Origin of the sequence: Methyloceanibacter sp. (genome assembly GCF_051306395.1) — a bacterium.
Classification (GTDB): domain Bacteria; phylum Pseudomonadota; class Alphaproteobacteria; order Rhizobiales; family Methyloligellaceae; genus Methyloceanibacter.
Genome location: NZ_JBPPND010000071.1, coordinates 1 through 16510 on the forward strand (window position 1 = coordinate 1; position 16510 = coordinate 16510).

The window sequence follows — 16510 nt, forward strand, 5'->3', positions numbered from 1 at the left end:
ATTCCGGCCATGACCGAGACACTGACCAAAGACCAAATTCTGGCCGCCCTGAAGGGCGTGAAGGGCCCCGATCTCAGCGAAGATATCGTTTCACTCGGCCTCGTCTCCGAGGTGGTGATCCACAAGGGCAAAGTCTATTTCGCCATTTCCGTGGACCCGGCGCGGGCGCGCGAGCTCGAGGGGTTGCGCCAAGCGGCCGAGACCATCGTGAAGGGGCTGCCGGGCGTGGAGGGTGTCGCTGTTACGCTCACCGCCGACCGCGAACCGGGCAGCGGCAGCCCTTCGGGCTCGGCGAGTCCCGTTGCCGGCGGCAATGGCCACGCGCGGCAAGCGCCGCAGCCGCAGAGCCCTCCGCCGCAAGCCCCTCAAAGTCATACCCTGCAAGGCCCGGGTGTCACTGCGCCGGGCGCGGCCCGTGATGCGCGCCACCGCCCCGGCGGCGTGCCGGGCGTGAAGCACATCATCGCCGTGGCCTCGGGCAAAGGCGGCGTCGGCAAATCCACCACCGCGGTCAATTTCGCCCTGGCGCTGAAGGATCAGGGCCTGAAAGTCGGCGTGCTCGACGCCGACATCTACGGTCCCTCAATGCCGCGGCTCCTGGGCATTCACGGCCAGCCTCAGCAACTCGCCGGCAACAAGCTCGATCCCATGCGCAGCTATGGTCTCAAGGTGATGTCCATGGGGTTCCTCGTGGACGAGGAGACGCCGATGATCTGGCGCGGGCCCATGGTCATGTCGGCCCTGTCTCAGATGCTCAAGGACGTGGCCTGGGGCGAGCTCGACGTGCTGGTCGTAGACATGCCGCCGGGCACGGGCGACGCCCAGCTCACCATGGCCCAGCAAGTGCCGCTCGCGGGCGCGGTGATCGTATCCACGCCGCAGGATCTCGCGCTGATCGACGCCCGCAAGGGCCTCAACATGTTCAAGAAGGTCAACGTGCCAGTGCTCGGCATCGTCGAGAATATGTCGACCTTCCTCTGCCCCCATTGCGGCGAGCGGTCCGACATCTTCGGCCATGGCGGCGCCAAGCAGGAAGCGGGCAGGCTAGGCGTACCCTTCCTGGGCGAAGTGCCGCTCACCATGGCTATCCGCGAGACCTCCGACGAGGGCAAGCCCGTGGTGGCCACCGATCCGGATAGCCCCGTGGCGGGCGCTTATCGCCATATCGCCGCGACGGCTTGGACGGAGCTTGAGCGCGTGTCCGGCACCGAGCGCCAAGCGCCGAAAATTGTCATTGAAAACTAGAGGGTTGCGGGCCGGGGGCCGACTCAGCTAACTCAGAACGGGCGTGAGTATTGAGCGTTCGGCGAAATTTTTTTGCGCTCCACCGTCCGTGATTCATATCGACAAGCCTAGCCTCTCCGTCTGTGCCGTTGGCGCTGGCGCGGCCCATGCCGCGGTGCTGGTGCTCGTCTTACCGGTCATGATCACGCTGCCCGCACTCGACGACACCGCTCAAGGCACGGTCGCCATCCAGGTGATCGTGCGATCTTCGCCTCCGCCTTTCGTCCAAGCCGCCATGCTGCCCCAAGCCGCAGTCGCGGAAGGCGAAGGAGACATGGATGAAGCCGGGTGGGCCGTGCCGGAGACCGAAGAGATTACCGGCGCTTTGCCGGACATCCCGGAACAGGCCGCAGTGGCCGAGGAAGCGCCGCTGATGGAGCAAGCGGCATTGTCCGAGCCAGTCGAGGCTGCGCTGCCGGCGGAGTCCGCCGCGCCGGTCGTCGCCCCGGAAGCCGCCCTCGTCGAAGACGCGCCCGCGCCGGTGATAGAAGAGGATGTGGAACTAAGCACGGTAGCCAGCATCGAGACGGATGAGCCGGACTTCATGCCGGATGTCGTCCCGCGCCCGTTCCGCAAGCCGCCACTCACCGTTGTCGTGGAGCCGCAAGCGAAACCAAAGCCTGCGCCACAGCCGCGGGTCACTCAGTCTCGGGCGCGCGCGCCCGCGAAGCCGAAGTTCAAGGGTCTCCTTGGTGGCACGAGGGCCACCCCCATGGCGGAGTTCCCGTTCGGCGCGGGACGTTGATTTTTTCGCGAGGGGCCTACGCGGCGGTAGAGCGCCGGCCGCGGATCGGCGTGATCTTGCCGCCTGAAGCGGGTTTCTGCTTGGCGTGGTTCTCGGCCGCTTCGGGATGACCGTAGAGAAAGCCCTGAACCTGAGAGCAGCCGAACTTCCGCAGCATTTGGGCTTGCTCCGGAGTCTCCACGCCTTCGGCCGTGATGGTCACGTCGAGCGATTTGCCGAGGGCGATGATGGTCTTGACGATGGCGCGCATCGCTGGGTCGCGCGTCATGTTGCGAATGAACTGGCGGTCGATCTTGATCTTCGAGAAGGGGAAGCGCGCCAGATAGCTCAAGCTCGAATAGCCGGTGCCGAAATCGTCCATGGCGATCTTCACGCCCAGCTCGCGCAAACGGTTCAACTTGCTCAACACCTCCTCGGTGTCGTTGATGAGGAGGTTCTCGGTGATCTCAAGTTCCAGACGCCGCGCGGGCAGCCCGGTCTCATGGAGGATGTCGGCGACCGTCTCGGCGATGTCGCTGTCGCGGAACTGCGCCGGCGACAGATTCACCGCGACGGTCAGGTGTTCTGGCCACGTCACCGCATCGAAGCAGGCCCGGCGCAGCACCCATTCGCCGATCGGCACGATCAGCCCGGTCTCCTCGGCGACCGAGATAAAGTGACCCGGCGCGATTTTGCCGTGGACGGGGTGATGCCAGCGAATTAGCGCTTCGGAGCCGCATTGCGCCTCGTTCGCGAGGTTGAATTGCGGCTGGTAGACGACCTGGAACTCTTCGCGCCCGAGCGCCAGGCGAAGCTCGTGTTCGACCGTGCGCCGGCGCTGAAGCGCCTTGTCCATGCTCTCCTCAAAGAAGCACATGCGCTGGCCGCCGTCGCCTTTGGCCCGGGAGAGGGCGATGGTGGCGTGGCGCAGCACGGTGGCGGCCGTATCGCCGTCGGCCGGAGCCAAGGCGATGCCCACGCTGGTCGTCAGCAGGATCTCCTTGCCGTTCACGTCGAATGGCAACCGCAACGCCGTGACCAGCCTGTTCATAAAGGCCATCACGTCGCCGAGATTGGTGATGTCCACGAGCGCGATGGCGAACTCGTCTGCGCCGAGCCGTGCGATGACGTCGCGCCCTCGTAGCGTGGCCTTGATCCGGCTTCCCATCTCGCGCAGCACTTGGTCGCCACCGCCGTGGTCGGAGGCGTCGTTGATTTCCTTGAACTTGTCGATGTCGAGACAGATCACGGCGATGTGCGTGTTCTCTCGCTTCATGCGGATTATGGCCTCGCCAAGGCTGTCCGCGAACGCCCTGCGGTTGGCGAGCCCGGTCAGCGCATCATGGCTCTGCAGATAGCGAACCTGCTCTTGGGCCTGTAGCCGCTCTTGGCTGCGCATCCAGGCGAAGGCGACGGGCGTGGCGACACCGATGCCCAGAAGAATGAGGTTCACTAGCGCGATGAGGCCGAAATAGCCCGAGAGGACATTCGCCTGATCGCTCTGGTCCAAATAGACGTAAAGCGTCCCGCGCGCGTTCGCGTTGAGATCGATGGGCAGGCGAAGCAACGCCAAATGTGCCGGGCCGTCTTCCGTGTGCCCGGTGTAAAGGCCGACGACCGCCCCTTCCTGAACCGGGTTCTGCGTCACGTCGACGACGTCGTTGAGCTCGAGACTGGCCTGGCCGCTGGTGAACACGAGCCGCCCTTTGGCGTCGTAGAGCTCGTAGCGCAGGATGCGGGTGGCGTACCCGGCGTCCTTGAATATCTCGCTGAGCTGCGGTGCCGCTCCGGGGACCGTGAGCGCATTCAGAACGATCTGCGGGTCTTCGAGGAGGCGGGTGAAAATCCGATCCTCGGCCACGAGCGCTTCACGCTCGAGCTCCAAGTGACTCACCCGACTCGGCGCGAGAAACGCCGTCACGGCGATCAGCGCCGACAACAGCGCTAGCCCCAGCCAGTGCCAATATTTTTTCAGCGATTCCTTGAGCAACATAAAGTACCGCAGTGAACGACAACGGGCTAGGCCACTGATCCCTGGGCTAAAACTACCGTGCCGCAGGTTAAGAAACGCCATAGGCGGAGAGATCGCTGTCGAGATCGCGCCCTCAGGCAGAGGCCGGGCCTTCCGAATTCCCGGAATGGCCGGGAATCTTAGCATTTTTGTTGCCGGAGGAGTATCTTAACCGTGAACGAACTTAGCCGCCCGTGGCCGACATATGGCGCGAAAGGGCGGGGGCCGAGTCCCGGTCGATGACGAAATCGTGGCCTTTGGGCTTGCGCGTAATGGCCTCGTCGATTGCGGCATGGAGCTGCGTGTCCGAACCGCTCGCGCGCATCGGCGTCCGCAGGTCGGCGGCGTCGTCTTGGCCGAGGCACATATACAGTGTGCCGGTGCATGTGACCCGGACACGGTTGCAGGCCTCGCAGAAATTGTGGCTCATCGGCGTGATGAAGCCGAGCCGGCCGCCGGTCTCTGCCACGCGCACATAGCGCGCCGGGCCTCCGGTCTTGTCGGGAATATCGTCCAGCGTGAAGTGCTGGGAGAGCCGTGCCCGCACCAGCGATAGCGGCAGGTACTGATCCGTGCGGTCCGCCTCGATCTCCCCCAAGGGCATCGTCTCGATCAGAGTCAAGTCGAAGCCCCGGCCGTGCGTCCAGTGCAGGAGATCCTCGATCTCGTCCTCGTTCATGTCCCGCAGCGCCACGGTATTGATCTTGATCTTCAGTCCGGCGCGCGCGGCGGCGTCGATGCCCCGCATCACTTGGCTAAAATCACCCCAGCGGGTGAGCACGCGGAACTTGGCTTCATCGAGTGTGTCCAGCGAAACATTGATGCGCTTAATGCCGAGCCCCGCGAGCGCGTCCGCGTATCGAGAGAGCTGGCTGCCATTGGTGGTGAGCGTCAGCTCGTCGAGCCCGTCTCCGAGATGGCGCGACAGAGCCTCGATGAGCCACAGGATGTTCCGTCGCACCAGCGGCTCGCCGCCGGTAAGCCGCAGTTTGCGCACGCCACGTGCGATGAAAGCGCTCGCGAGCCGGTCGATCTCCTCCAGGCTGAGGAGCTCTTTCCGCGGCACAAAGGTCATGTCCTCCGCCATACAATAGGTGCAGCGGAAGTCGCAGCGATCGGTGACCGATACACGCAAATAGGTGATGGCGCGGCCGAACTGGTCGACTAGGCGGGCGGAGGGGATATTCATCTATGCGTCTTCGTCCTCGATCGCCTGCGCCTTGTTGCGGCTATAGGCCTTGGCGCTCTTAACCACCCGGATGTGGTAGCGGGGGTCCGCAAGCGCCGCGGCAGGCGCGCTCCGGCGTTTGATCGTGTTTTTCCGCTTCATCGTCCCGGCTCGCGTTTTCTGTCCGGCGCTGCCCTTGCCTTGTGAGGTAACCGCCATGGGATTTTATCTCTGGTATTGTCTCTAATATATAGTCTTTTGCTTGTCATATCACGGCATGGAACGTCAAAGGGAGGCCGCTATGGATGAGGATCGCTTCAATATGTCGATGCGGAAGTTTCTGAAGGAGGTCGGCGTAACCTCACAGCAGGCCATTGAACGCGTGGTCCGCGAGGAGGGGCTCGGCGGCAAGGGCAAGCTCAAAGTGAAGATGGTGCTCACAGCCGAAGGCGCACCGCTCGACCACGAGGTCGAGGGCGAGATCGACCTCGGCTAGCGCTCGGCGAGCAGGCACATGACGCAAGCGTGGCCCACGGAGCTCAAGCTCGACGCCGAGAAGCGCACGCTTCAAGTGAGCTTCGATGATGGCGAGAGCTTTGCGCTGCCCGCGGAGATGCTGCGGGTCTTGAGCCCGAGCGCGGAGGTGCAAGGCCATAGCCCGGAGCAGCGCGTGACCGTGCCGGGCAAAAAGAATGTTCGCATCACGCAGCTTACGCCGGTCGGAAATTACGCGATACGCATCGCCTTCGACGACGGCCACGACACAGGGCTTTATGTCTGGGATTATCTGCGTGACCTCGGCGAGAACCAGGACGCGCGCTTCCAGAGCTATCTCGACGAGCTGGCCGCCAAGGGTCTTACGCGCTAGAGGTCGAGTCTCTCCTTTGGCCAGCAGGGCGGCATGAAGCTTAGTGCCCATTCAAGCCGCCGAGTCCCCATCTTTGCTTTGCTTTCAAACTTGTGCGCTCCCGCGCGAGGGTCGCTCGCGCTAAAGGGCTTGCTTGCTGGGGGACGCCGCCTCGATCGAGGGTTTCAGGCGATAGATGGCGCCGCCCTCCGCAAGGGCATAGACGTTCCCAGCGGCGTCGACACGCATGTCCCGCACGCGGCCGAGCTGGTTCTTCAAGTAATATTTTTCGCCGACGACGCAGTTGTGCTCAAGCGTCAGCTTGACGACCATCTGGGTGCCCAGCGTCCCCATCCACACCGTCGTCTGCGAGCCTTCCGTCGCCACCGCAAGTCCGCTTGGCGCGATCGAGGTCGGGACCCAGAAGTGGATGGGCTGCTCAGTGCCGGTATACTGGCTGCTCACCGCGATGGACTTGCCCATGTAGTCGGTGCCGTAGGTGGCAAGAGGCCAGCCGTAGTTCCGGCCGCGCAGCACGAGATTGAGCTCGTCGCCGCCTTGCGGTCCATGCTCGGTCTCCCACACCGCTCCGGTTGTGCGGTCGATTGCGAGTCCTTGCGGATTGCGATGGCCGTAGCTCCACATCTCCGCAAGTGCGCCCGGCATATCGATGAACGGATTGTCGTCCGGCACCGAGCCGTCGGTTCTGATGCGAATGACCGACCCCCTGTGATCTGCCAGGTTTTGAGCGCGCTCCGGCTGCCACAGGTCGCCGAGGGTGAGGAACAGATAGCCGTCGCCGGAAAGCGCGATGCGGCCGCCGATCTGGTCGGTCTTATTGCCGGGCGTGCTCTCGAAGATGACCCGTTGGTCGGCCAGCGTCTCGGCTTTCTCGTCGTAGCGGGCGCGCATCACCCTCATGGTCGATGCCTCGGTGCTGCCTTGCAGATAAGAAAAATAGATAAGGCCGTTGGTGGAGAACTCAGGATCGATCGCCACATCGAGGAGGCCGCCGTGGAGCTCGTAGAGCACGGGCGGAATGCCGGACACCTCTTTGTGGTCGGCGCCGGGCCGGGCATGCTGAAGATGACCCGACCGCTCCGTTACAAGAAACGATCCATCCGGTAGAAAGCCGAATGACCACGGCGCTCGAAACGGGCCCGTGACCTGGACGGCGACGAGTTCCAGCCCGTCGGCCAGGACAATTCCCGGATCGCCCGGCGCTGGAATGGTCTGGGTGCTGGTCGCTGGGCAGCGATGGATATCGGCAGCGTGGGCCGAAACGACCGGCATGGCAAAAACGGCTAGAAGCGCGACATGCAGTGATTGACGCCCCATATATGATCCCTTTGAAGGTGACGGCGATTGGGTAATCTGCCGATCGACGTTTGAGCAGTGCCAAAATATAGCAGTCTTCATGACAGTCCATGTGGGCTCTTCATGAAGATGTCGCATGGGCCGGCAGTAGAGTGTCGCAAAAACGTGATGCTCCAAGCGCAAATAGGGCCGTGCCGCCGACGCGGCGATTCGTAGCAAAGTTAGGGAGAAGGCTTTGACAAACCAGGTAGATCACAGCGCGCCCGCGTTGCCGCCTGGTCTTCTCTGGCGCGCCCTCCACGCGGTTAGGCGCGGGCTACGCGAGCTTGCCGCACGGCTTTGGTCGTCGCTGTGGCAGGTCGTGATCGTGGCCGTGATCATGGCCGCGCTGGTGGCCTTGGGCGACCTCTCGGTAGGGCTGGCTTTGATCGCGTTCGCGAGCTTCGTGGCCTCCGTCGCGCTGCTTCCGCGCCAGGACGTGGATCCCCTGCTCGAAGCGGAACTCAGGCCGTCCCCGGTCTCGGGCCGCTCGCGCTCCGCCATGCATGTCATGGCCGAGGCGCTGCCCGATCCCGTCATTCTGCTCAATCGCACCGGCCAGGTGCTCTCCTGCAATGCGCCGGCCCGGGGCCTCTTCGCCTCCCTGCGCGAAGGCAGCCACATCTCCTCGGTGATCCGCACGCCGGAGTTCCTCGACGCCGTCAGCGCCGCCCCGAAGAGCAGGCGCTCCGTGACCGTCATCTATGCCGAGCGCGTTCCGGTCGGCCGTCGCATGGAGGTGACCGTGGCGCCGCTCACGCGGGGGTCCGAGCGCGACGGCAATATTCTCGTGCTCCTGCGCGATCTTACCGAGGGCGAGCGCATCAATCAGATGCGGGCGGACTTCATCGCCAATGCCAGCCATGAGCTCCGCACGCCGCTGTCATCGCTGCGCGGCTTCATCGAGACGCTGCAAGGCACGGCCAAGGAAGACCCCGGGGCACGCGAACGATTCTTGCCCATCATGGCGGAGCAGGCCTCGCGCATGACCCGTCTGATCGATGCGCTGCTGTCCCTGAGCCGGGTCGAGATGAATGCCCACGTGCCGCCGAGTAATCTCGTCGACCTCAACGACGTCCTCGGACATGCGCGCGACACTCTGGAGCGGATCGCGACCGACAGCGGTATGACGCTGGAGGTTGAGCGCTTCCCCAAGGCGGCGATCGTGCGCGGGGACCGCGACGAGCTCCTCCAAGTCCTCCAGAACTTGGTGCAGAACGCGCTGAAATACGGCAATTCCGGCGGCCATGTCCGCATTGAAGCCAAGCACATTCCCTCGCTCGGCCGCCAGACCCGCGGCCGCTATGCCATCTCGGTCGTGGACGACGGTCCCGGAATCGCGGCCGAACATCTGCCGCGGCTCACCGAGCGGTTCTATCGTGTGGACGTGGATTCCAGCCGCGAGAAGGGCGGCACCGGTCTCGGCCTCGCCATCGTCAAGCACATCTTGAACCGCCATCGCGGCGAGCTCGCCGTCGCCTCCAAGCCCGGCAAAGGCTCCACCTTCACGGTAATGCTGAACGAGGCCCACGCCGGCTGACGAGCGGCCAGCTAGATCGCGTCGAGATCGACGCTGATGGCTTCCTTCTCGGTCGCGTCTTTGCGCTCGCTATAGCGGTCCGTGAGGTAGTCCGAGATGCCGCGCGTCAACAGCGTGAACTTCATCAACTCCTCCATCACATCCACGACGCGATCGTAAAAGGCCGAGGGCTTCATCCGGCCCGCCTCATCGAACTGTTCATAGGCCTTGGCCACCGACGACTGATTGGGAATGGTGATCATCCGCATCCATCGGCCGAGCACGCGAAGCTGGTTGATAGCATTGAACGACTGAGAGCCGCCGCTAACCTGCATCACGGCGAGGGTCTTCCCCTGAGTTGGCCTGACCGAGCCGAGCGTGAGCGGAATCCAATCGATCTGCGCCTTCATGATGCCGGTCATCGACCCGTGACGCTCCGGGCTGCACCAGACATGCCCTTCGGACCAGGCGGACAACTCGCGCAGTTCTTGAACCTTGGGGTGTGTCTCCGGCGCATCGTCCGGGAGCGGCAATCCCGAGGGGTTGAAGATCTTGACCTCGGCCCCGAACGCTTCGAGAAGCCGGGCCGCCTCAAAAGTGAGAAAGCGGCTGTAGGAGCGTTGGCGCAGAGACCCGTACAGCAGGAGCAAGCGGGGCGGGTGTGAGGGCCAGCGCGGCGTCCTTAGCAAACGGTGATCCGGCATAGCCAGCGCGGACTCAAGGACGTTGGGAAGGTCGCGCGGAGCGGCGGAGATTGTATCGATATTTCCAGAAATATAGACATATCGACAATCGGGTCAACCCGACTCGGTTCGCTCCAGAAGGTCCTGTTTTCCACAGGGATTTCCAACAAATACCTATGCATAACAGTCACATAAACTGTCATAAAGTCGAATCATCGCTGTCATAAAACAATGATGCCTGGGGACTAGCGTGCCCGCGAGCTGGCGGCGTTACTCGCGCTGGCGGAGGCTCACATCCAATTCCTCAAGGGAGAGCAAAGTGAACAAGCTCAGTATTGCAGCGTCGACGCTCGCCGTCGCCGCTATTTGCACGGCCGGCCCGGCGCTGGCCCGTGACCAGATCAAGATCGTCGGGTCCTCGACGGTTTTCCCCTACACCCAGGCCGTGGCTGAAGAGTTCGGGAAGAAGACGGGCAAGAAGGCCCCCGTGGTCGAATCTACCGGCACTGGCGGCGGTATGAAAATCTTCTGCCAGGGTATCGGCGAAGGCAACCCCGACATTACTGGCGCCTCTCGCGCCATGAAGAAGTCCGAGTTCGAACTCTGCACCGAGAACGGCGTCGATGACGTCACCGAGGTCCTGATCGGCTATGACGGTCTGTCCATCGCGCAGTCCAAAAAGGGCAAGCCGATGGACCTGACCAAGGAGCAGATCTTCCTGGCGCTCGCGGCCGAGGTTCCGGATGGCGACAAGCTGGTGAAGAACCCCAACAAGAAGTGGAGCGATGTCGACAGCTCCCTGCCCGACATCGCAATCACGGCATATGGCCCGCCGCCCACCTCCGGCACGCGTGACGCGTTTGTCGAACTGGCCATGCACGAGGGCTGCGAGGAGCTCGAGTACTTCAAAAAGAACAAGGACCAGGTCAAAGAGAAGTGCACGCCCATGCGTCAGGACGGCCCCTTCATCGAGGCCGGCGAGAACGACAATCTCATCGTGCAGCGCATCGAGGCCGATCCCAATGCTGTCGGCATCTTCGGCTACTCGTTCCTCTACGAGAACAAGGACAAGCTTCAGGGCGTGAAGATCGGTGGCGTGAATCCGGGCTTCGACACCATTGGTGACGGCAGCTACGGTCTGTCCCGGCCGTTGTTCGTCTACATCAAGAACCCGCACCGCAAGGTCATCGGCGGCCTGAACGAGTTCATCGCCGAGTATGTTAGCGACGACGCTATGGGCGAGGACGGCTACCTGCATGAGCGTGGTCTGGTCGTGCTTCCCGAGGACAAGCTGAAGGAAATGCAAGACCGCGCGACCGAGGGCAAGAAGATGGCTGCGCCGACCTCTTAAGGGGCGGAGTCGTTCTCAACTTCGCACGAGTTAGATCGAAGGCGTGGCCGCTTAGTGCGGCGGCCACGCCGACGATCGTGAGGAAGAATTGGCCGCGCCGGCTGACGGGCGCAGCTAGGGGATTGGGGCGGAGATGATCGGTTACCTTTTGCTCGTGCTCATCGTTCTGGCCGCGGTGAGCTATGTGTTCGCCCGCCGCCGTTCAGTCGCTCTGGTTCAGGGCCGCGAACACGAGCTTCACTCTCGGCCGACGTATCACGGCGCTTTCGTCGCGGCCTGGGTCGGCATCCCCTCGATTCTTCTGGTCCTTATCTGGCTACTGTTCCAGGGAACGATCATCGACAGCCTCTTGCTGTGGAGCCTGCCGCCCGGCACCACCGACGGCATGGAACAGGGCCGCATCAGCCTGCTCCTGAGCGAGATCAAGTCGGTCGCGGCCGGCAATATGTTCAGCGTGCCGAGCGTTATGGTTCAAGAGGCGGCAGAGCGCTATCAGCGCTGGCAGGCCATCGCCCGCTGGGCCATGGTGGGCGCGGCTTTGAGCGTCGCCCTTCTCGGACTTGTCTTTGCCAGCCGCCGTCTTTCTCCGGAGTTCCGGGCCCGCCATGGCGCCGAGCGCATTCTGAGCGGGTTGATGATTGCCTGCTCGCTCATCGCCATTCTTACGACTCTTGGCATCGTCCTGTCGCTGTTGATTGAAGCCTTGCGCTTCTTCGATCGGGTGAACCCCTTCGAGTTCTTCTTCGGGCTGAACTGGGAGCCGCAGATCCCCATCCGCGAAGGCCAAGTGACGGCCGGCGGCGCGTTCGGCGCCATTCCCGTCTTCGCCGGCACCCTGCTCATCGCGCTCATCGCAATGCTGGTGGCGACCCCAATCGGCCTCTACTCGGCCATCTACCTCACCGAGTACGCCAATCCCAAAGTTCGCGCCGTGATCAAGCCGGTTCTGGAGCTGCTCGCGGGCATTCCGACGGTTGTCTACGGCTTCTTCGCTGTCCTCACCGTGGCGCCGGCCATGCGGGAGTTCGGCGAGATGATCGGCGTGCCGATCGCGCCCAACAGTGCGCTCGCCGCCGGGGGGGTGATGGGCATCATGATCATTCCCTTCATCTCGTCTCTGTCGGACGATGCCATAGCCGCGGTTCCGCGCGCCATGCGCGACGGGTCCTACGCCATGGGAGCCACCAAGGGCGAGACCATCACTAAGGTGCTTCTGCCGGCGGCGCTTCCGGGGATCATGGGCGGTGTCCTCCTCGCCGTGAGCCGCGCCATCGGCGAGACCATGATCGTGGTCATGGCAGCCGGCATCATCGCAAACCTGACCATGAATCCGCTCGAGCCGGTCACCACGGTCACCGTGCAGATCGTGACCCTGCTGATTGGCGACACCGAGTTCGACAATCCGAAGACGCTCGCGGCGTTCGCCCTCGGCCTCGTGCTGTTCCTCGCCACCCTGGTCTTAAACATCATCGCCCTTCGCATCGTACGCAAATACAGAGAGCAATATGAGTGACGCACAAGCCATAGCTCCCACGGCAACGCTCGACTGGAACTCGGACCAGGCGCGGCGGCGCGTGCGGCGCCGCTACGCGGCCGACAGGCGGCTCCAGGCCTATGGCATCATCGCCATCGCTGTTGCCGTCGGTCTCCTTGGCGTCTTGCTCACCTCGCTTGTCTCCACGGGATACCCCGCCTTTCTTCAGACCAAGGTCGAGCTGCCGATCTACGTGGACCCATCTCAAGTCGATGCTGAGGACCCGTCCAAGGGCAAATATCGTGTGTTGATCCGCGAGGCACTCAACAAGGCCATTCCCGACATTCCTGAGGATCAAGAGCGGAGCGTCGGCAACATCCTGACCTCGGATGCCGCTTACATCCTGCGCGACTATGTCGTTAGCCACCCAGAATCCATAGGCAAGACCATCACCTTGCCGATTGCCGTCTCCGACCCGTTCGATCAGCTCCACAAGGGCGTGATCCCCAAGGAGGTGGACGCACTGACCTGGAGCCAGGTCCGCTATTTCGAGCGCTTGCAGAACCGTGGAGTGGTGGTCGAGGACGGCGGACGCACCAGCCTCGAGCTCGACGTCTATGTCGACCCTGCGAGGATCGAAGCTGGTCCTCCGCCAAGCGGCGAGTTCGAAGCCGTGGCGCGCGATAGTCTGCAGGCCTATCTGCCCGACGTGTACGACACGGCGCTCTTCGGCCTGCTCGCCGACGACGCACCCGACGCCATCGCCCAACGTGTTGCCGTCGACCCCGGCATCATCGGCAAGACGATACCGGTTCTTTTCCCGGTGTCGCCGCCCGTCGCCGAGCTCGCCAAAGGCGAGACGCCGAAGGTGCTCAACTCGCGTTTCACGCCGGAGCAAATCAAGGCCTTCGATGCGATGGAGGAAAAGGGCCTCGTGCGCACGCCGTTCAACTGGGAGCTGTTCTTCAATGCGGATAGCCGCTTCCCGGAACGGGCGGGCCTCGCCGGCGCCATCACCGGCTCCTTCTATGCGCTGATGGTCTGCTTTTTGCTGAGCTTTCCCATCGGGATCGCCGCGGCAGTCTATCTCGAAGAGTTTGCTCCGAAGAACCGCTTCACCGACCTCATCGAGGTCAACATCAACAATCTCGCCGCCGTGCCCTCGGTGGTGTTCGGTCTGCTCGGCCTCGCCGTGTTTCTCGGCTTCTTCGGCCTGCCGCGTTCGGCGCCGCTGGTCGGCGGTATGGTGCTCAGCCTCATGACCCTGCCGACCATCATCATCACCACGCGGGCCGCGCTCAAAGCAGTGCCGCCATCGATCCGCGAGGCGGCTCTTGGCGTCGGCGCCTCGAAGCACCAAGTCATGTTGCATCATGTGCTTCCCCTCGCGCTTCCAGGCATTCTCACCGGAACCATCATCGGCATGGCGCAGGCCCTGGGCGAGACGGCGCCGCTGCTTTTGATCGGCATGAACGCCTTTATCCCGAGCATCGAGAATATGGGCCTTCTCGAACCCGCGACCGCGCTGCCGACTCAAATTTTCGCCTGGGCCGACAGTCCTGAGCGCGGCTTCGTCTCGCGTACTTCGGCGGCAATCCTGGTCCTGCTGGGCTTTCTTGTAATCATGAACATGGTGGCGATCGCCTTAAGGCAGATCTTCCAGCGCAAGTGGTAGAAAGGGAATTCGTTATGGAGGCTAAGGTGGAAGCGCGACCGGCCATCCGCGTAGAGGCGCCCGCGGTGCCCGCTAAGAAGGAGGGCCAACTGCCCGTGGAGCAGCCCGAGCTCAAAATGAACGCCAAAAGCGTCAACCTGTGGTACGGCGACGCGCAGGCGCTGTTTGACGTGTCGCTCGAGATCTTCGACAAGTCTGTCACGGCTCTGATCGGACCGTCAGGGTGCGGCAAGTCCACTTTCTTGCGCTGTCTCGACCGCATGAACGACGTAATCGAGGGAGTTCGCATCACCGGCGATATCCGTCTCGACGGCGATGATATCTATGCCCCGAACGTTGACCCGGTGCAGCTTCGCGCCCGGGTGGGCATGGTCTTCCAGAAGCCGAACCCGTTCCCTAAATCGATTTTTGAGAACGTGGCCTACGGGCCGCGCATTCATGGCCTTGCTACGAGCAAGACCGATCTCGAGGAAATCGTGGTCCACAGCCTCACCAAGGCCGGGCTGTTCGAGGAGGTCAAGGACCGGCTCCAAGAACCCGGCACGGGCCTCTCCGGCGGTCAGCAGCAACGGCTTTGCATCGCGCGCGCCATCTCGGTGAACCCCGAGGTCCTGCTCATGGACGAGCCCTGCTCGGCGCTGGACCCAATCGCCACCGCCAAGATCGAGACCCTGATGGATGAGCTGAAGGAAAGCCTCTGCATGGTCATTGTCACGCACTCGATGCAGCAAGCAGCCCGCGTCTCCCAACGCACGGCCTTCTTCCATCTCGGCAAGCTGGTCGAGGTAGATGAGACCACCAGAATCTTCACCAATCCGACCGACCAGCGGACGCAGGATTACGTCACCGGCCGCTTCGGTTGATGCCGGCTCACTAGGAGTTCCCCCCATGGAACAGCAGCACGAACATATCGTCAGATCCTACGAAGAGGAGCTCGCGCTCCTCAACAACAAGATCGCCAAGATGGGCGGTCTTGCGGAGAAGGTGCTCGGCCAATCCTTCGAGGCCTTGGAGCGGCGCGACCCCGATCTTGCGGCCGCGACCATCAATGAGGACGAGGAGATCGACGAGCTCCAACGCGAGATCGAGGAGCAGGCCGTTCTGATGATCGCCCGGCGGCAGCCCATGGCCTACGACCTCCGCCAGATCATGGCCGCGTTGCGCATCTCCGCCGATCTGGAGCGCATCGGCGACCTCGGCAAGAACATCGCCAAACGCGCCGTCGCCGTGGTCACGGAGCAGCAGCCCAAGCAACTCATGCTCGGTCTGAAGCACATGGGCGAACTGGCGCTCGGCCAACTGAAGGACGTGCTCGACGCCTTCATCGAGCGCGATGCCGACCGGGCGCTTGGCGTCTGGTACAAGGATGAAGAGATCGATGCGATGTACAACTCGCTGTTTCGCGAGCTCCTCACCTACATGATGGAGGATCCGAGGAATATCGGGCTTTGCACGCATCTCCTGTTCGGCGCCAAGAACATCGAGCGTGTGGGCGACCACGCGACGAACATTGCCGAGACGGTCTATTATCTGGTGCATGGCCGGGCCATCACGGATCAGCGGCCGAAGGGCGATACGACGAGCTCGACGCCGGTCTCACTGAAGCGATCGGCGGTCTAGACGGATGTTACAGACAAACGCCATGGGCGCGGGAGCCAAGGTTCTGGTTGTCGAGGATGAGGAGCCGCTGGCCCTCCTTCTCCGCTACAATCTCGAGGCCGAAGGCTACGCCGTCGACGTCGTCCATCGCGGCGACGAGGCGGAGGTGGCCATCGCCGAGAATTCGCCCGATCTCATCGTGCTCGACTGGATGCTGCCGGGCCTCTCGGGGCTCGAGCTTTGCCGTCGCTTACGCACCGGCAAGGACTCCCGCACCATTCCCATCATTCTGCTTACGGCGCGCAGCGAGGAAAACGATCGCATCCGGGGCCTCACCACCGGCGCCGACGACTATGTGGTCAAGCCGTTCTCGCTGCCGGAGTTGATGGCGCGGGTGCGCGCCATTTTGCGGCGGACCAACCCCGAGCGCATTGCCTCGGTGCTGACCGTGGGCGATATCGAGCTCGACCGGGAGTCCCATCGCGTGACCCGCAACGGCCGTCAGGTCCATCTCGGACCGACTGAATTCCGCCTCCTGGAGTTCCTGATGCAGAGCCCCGGCCGCGTGTTCAGCCGGGCGCAGCTGCTCGACGGCGTGTGGGGCCGTAACGTCTATGTGGATGAGCGCACGGTCGATGTGCATATCGGCCGTCTGCGCAAGGCCATGATGCGCGGCAACGAGCGCGATCCGGTGCGCACCGTGCGTGGTGCCGGCTACGCCTTCTCCGACAAGCTCGAAGAGACGGCCTGAAGTTTTTGCCTGCCCTGAAAAGTAAAGAGGCGCCGATTTTCGCGGCGCCTCTTTCGCTATCCCGATAA

Annotated in this window: 16 protein-coding genes; 11 read left to right on the forward strand and 5 right to left on the reverse strand. The window is 63.1% G+C overall.

Annotated features, from left to right (window positions below; translation table 11 throughout):
- Positions 1 to 9 precede the first annotated feature (9 nt).
- Positions 10 to 1245 carry an iron-sulfur cluster carrier protein ApbC gene (apbC, locus tag ACSLE4_RS04215; protein WP_435903290.1) on the forward strand — a complete coding sequence of 412 codons (1236 nt, stop codon included), beginning with the start codon at positions 10 to 12 and terminating at the stop codon, positions 1243 to 1245.
- Between the two features lie 88 nt (positions 1246 to 1333).
- Entirely contained in the window at positions 1334 to 2029 is a 696-nt protein-coding gene (locus ACSLE4_RS04220) for a hypothetical protein (protein ID WP_435903226.1), read from the forward strand.
- 16 nt (positions 2030 to 2045) lie between these two features.
- On the opposite strand, the gene ACSLE4_RS04225 is transcribed toward ACSLE4_RS04220, so the two are convergent.
- From ACSLE4_RS04225 to ACSLE4_RS04235, 3 genes are all read right to left on the reverse strand, one after another.
- Positions 2046 to 4001 (reverse strand): putative bifunctional diguanylate cyclase/phosphodiesterase, encoded by a 1956-nt coding sequence (locus ACSLE4_RS04225; RefSeq protein WP_435903227.1) that lies wholly within the window; start codon positions 3999 to 4001, stop codon positions 2046 to 2048.
- Between the two features lie 202 nt (positions 4002 to 4203).
- Positions 4204 to 5208, reverse strand: a complete 1005-nt coding sequence (gene moaA, locus ACSLE4_RS04230) for a GTP 3',8-cyclase MoaA (RefSeq protein ID WP_435903228.1) — start codon at positions 5206 to 5208, stop codon at positions 4204 to 4206.
- Positions 5209 to 5406 (reverse strand): hypothetical protein, encoded by a 198-nt coding sequence (locus ACSLE4_RS04235; RefSeq protein WP_435903229.1) that lies wholly within the window; start codon positions 5404 to 5406, stop codon positions 5209 to 5211.
- An 82-nt stretch (positions 5407 to 5488) separates the two neighbouring features.
- Here ACSLE4_RS04235 and ACSLE4_RS04240 point away from each other — a divergent pair, with 82 nt between their 5' ends.
- Together ACSLE4_RS04240 and ACSLE4_RS04245 are read left to right on the forward strand one after the other, a co-directional pair.
- Entirely contained in the window at positions 5489 to 5683 is a 195-nt protein-coding gene (locus ACSLE4_RS04240; RefSeq protein ID WP_435903230.1) for a DUF6494 family protein, read from the forward strand.
- 18 nt (positions 5684 to 5701) lie between these two features.
- Positions 5702 to 6055, forward strand: a complete 354-nt coding sequence (locus ACSLE4_RS04245; protein ID WP_435903231.1) for a gamma-butyrobetaine hydroxylase-like domain-containing protein — start codon at positions 5702 to 5704, stop codon at positions 6053 to 6055.
- 120 nt (positions 6056 to 6175) lie between these two features.
- Here ACSLE4_RS04245 and ACSLE4_RS04250 read toward each other — a convergent pair whose 3' ends face one another.
- Complete coding sequence (locus ACSLE4_RS04250) at positions 6176 to 7372, reverse strand: PQQ-dependent sugar dehydrogenase (protein ID WP_435903232.1); 1197 nt, start codon at positions 7370 to 7372, stop codon at positions 6176 to 6178.
- 214 nt (positions 7373 to 7586) lie between these two features.
- Here ACSLE4_RS04250 and ACSLE4_RS04255 point away from each other — a divergent pair, with 214 nt between their 5' ends.
- Complete coding sequence (locus ACSLE4_RS04255; RefSeq protein ID WP_435903233.1) at positions 7587 to 8930, forward strand: ATP-binding protein; 1344 nt, start codon at positions 7587 to 7589, stop codon at positions 8928 to 8930.
- An 11-nt stretch (positions 8931 to 8941) separates the two neighbouring features.
- Here the strand turns inward: ACSLE4_RS04255 and arsH are convergent, their stop codons facing one another.
- Positions 8942 to 9664: an arsenical resistance protein ArsH gene (arsH, locus tag ACSLE4_RS04260; protein ID WP_435903291.1), complete on the reverse strand. Its 723-nt coding sequence runs from the start codon at positions 9662 to 9664 to the stop codon at positions 8942 to 8944.
- A 247-nt stretch (positions 9665 to 9911) separates the two neighbouring features.
- Here arsH and ACSLE4_RS04265 point away from each other — a divergent pair, with 247 nt between their 5' ends.
- The 6 genes from ACSLE4_RS04265 (at position 9912) to phoB (ending at position 16442) form a co-directional block, all read left to right on the forward strand.
- Complete coding sequence (locus ACSLE4_RS04265) at positions 9912 to 10943, forward strand: PstS family phosphate ABC transporter substrate-binding protein (RefSeq protein WP_435903234.1); 1032 nt, start codon at positions 9912 to 9914, stop codon at positions 10941 to 10943.
- A gap of 133 nt (positions 10944 to 11076) precedes the next feature.
- Entirely contained in the window at positions 11077 to 12456 is a 1380-nt protein-coding gene (gene pstC, locus ACSLE4_RS04270) for a phosphate ABC transporter permease subunit PstC (protein ID WP_435903235.1), read from the forward strand.
- Positions 12449 to 14092, forward strand: coding sequence for a phosphate ABC transporter permease PstA (pstA, locus tag ACSLE4_RS04275; protein ID WP_435903236.1), 1644 nt, complete (start codon positions 12449 to 12451; stop codon positions 14090 to 14092). Before pstC ends, pstA begins: the two co-directional genes overlap by 8 nt.
- 26 nt (positions 14093 to 14118) lie before the next feature.
- Complete coding sequence (gene pstB / locus ACSLE4_RS04280; protein ID WP_435903237.1) at positions 14119 to 14955, forward strand: phosphate ABC transporter ATP-binding protein PstB; 837 nt, start codon at positions 14119 to 14121, stop codon at positions 14953 to 14955.
- A 25-nt stretch (positions 14956 to 14980) separates the two neighbouring features.
- A complete protein-coding gene (gene phoU, locus ACSLE4_RS04285; RefSeq protein ID WP_435903238.1) occupies positions 14981 to 15712 on the forward strand; it encodes a phosphate signaling complex protein PhoU in 732 nt (243 codons plus the stop codon).
- 4 nt (positions 15713 to 15716) lie between these two features.
- On the forward strand, positions 15717 to 16442 hold the full coding sequence (gene phoB, locus ACSLE4_RS04290; RefSeq protein WP_435903239.1) for a phosphate regulon transcriptional regulator PhoB: 726 nt from the start codon (positions 15717 to 15719) through the stop codon (positions 16440 to 16442).
- The last annotated feature ends 68 nt before the right edge of the window (positions 16443 to 16510 follow it).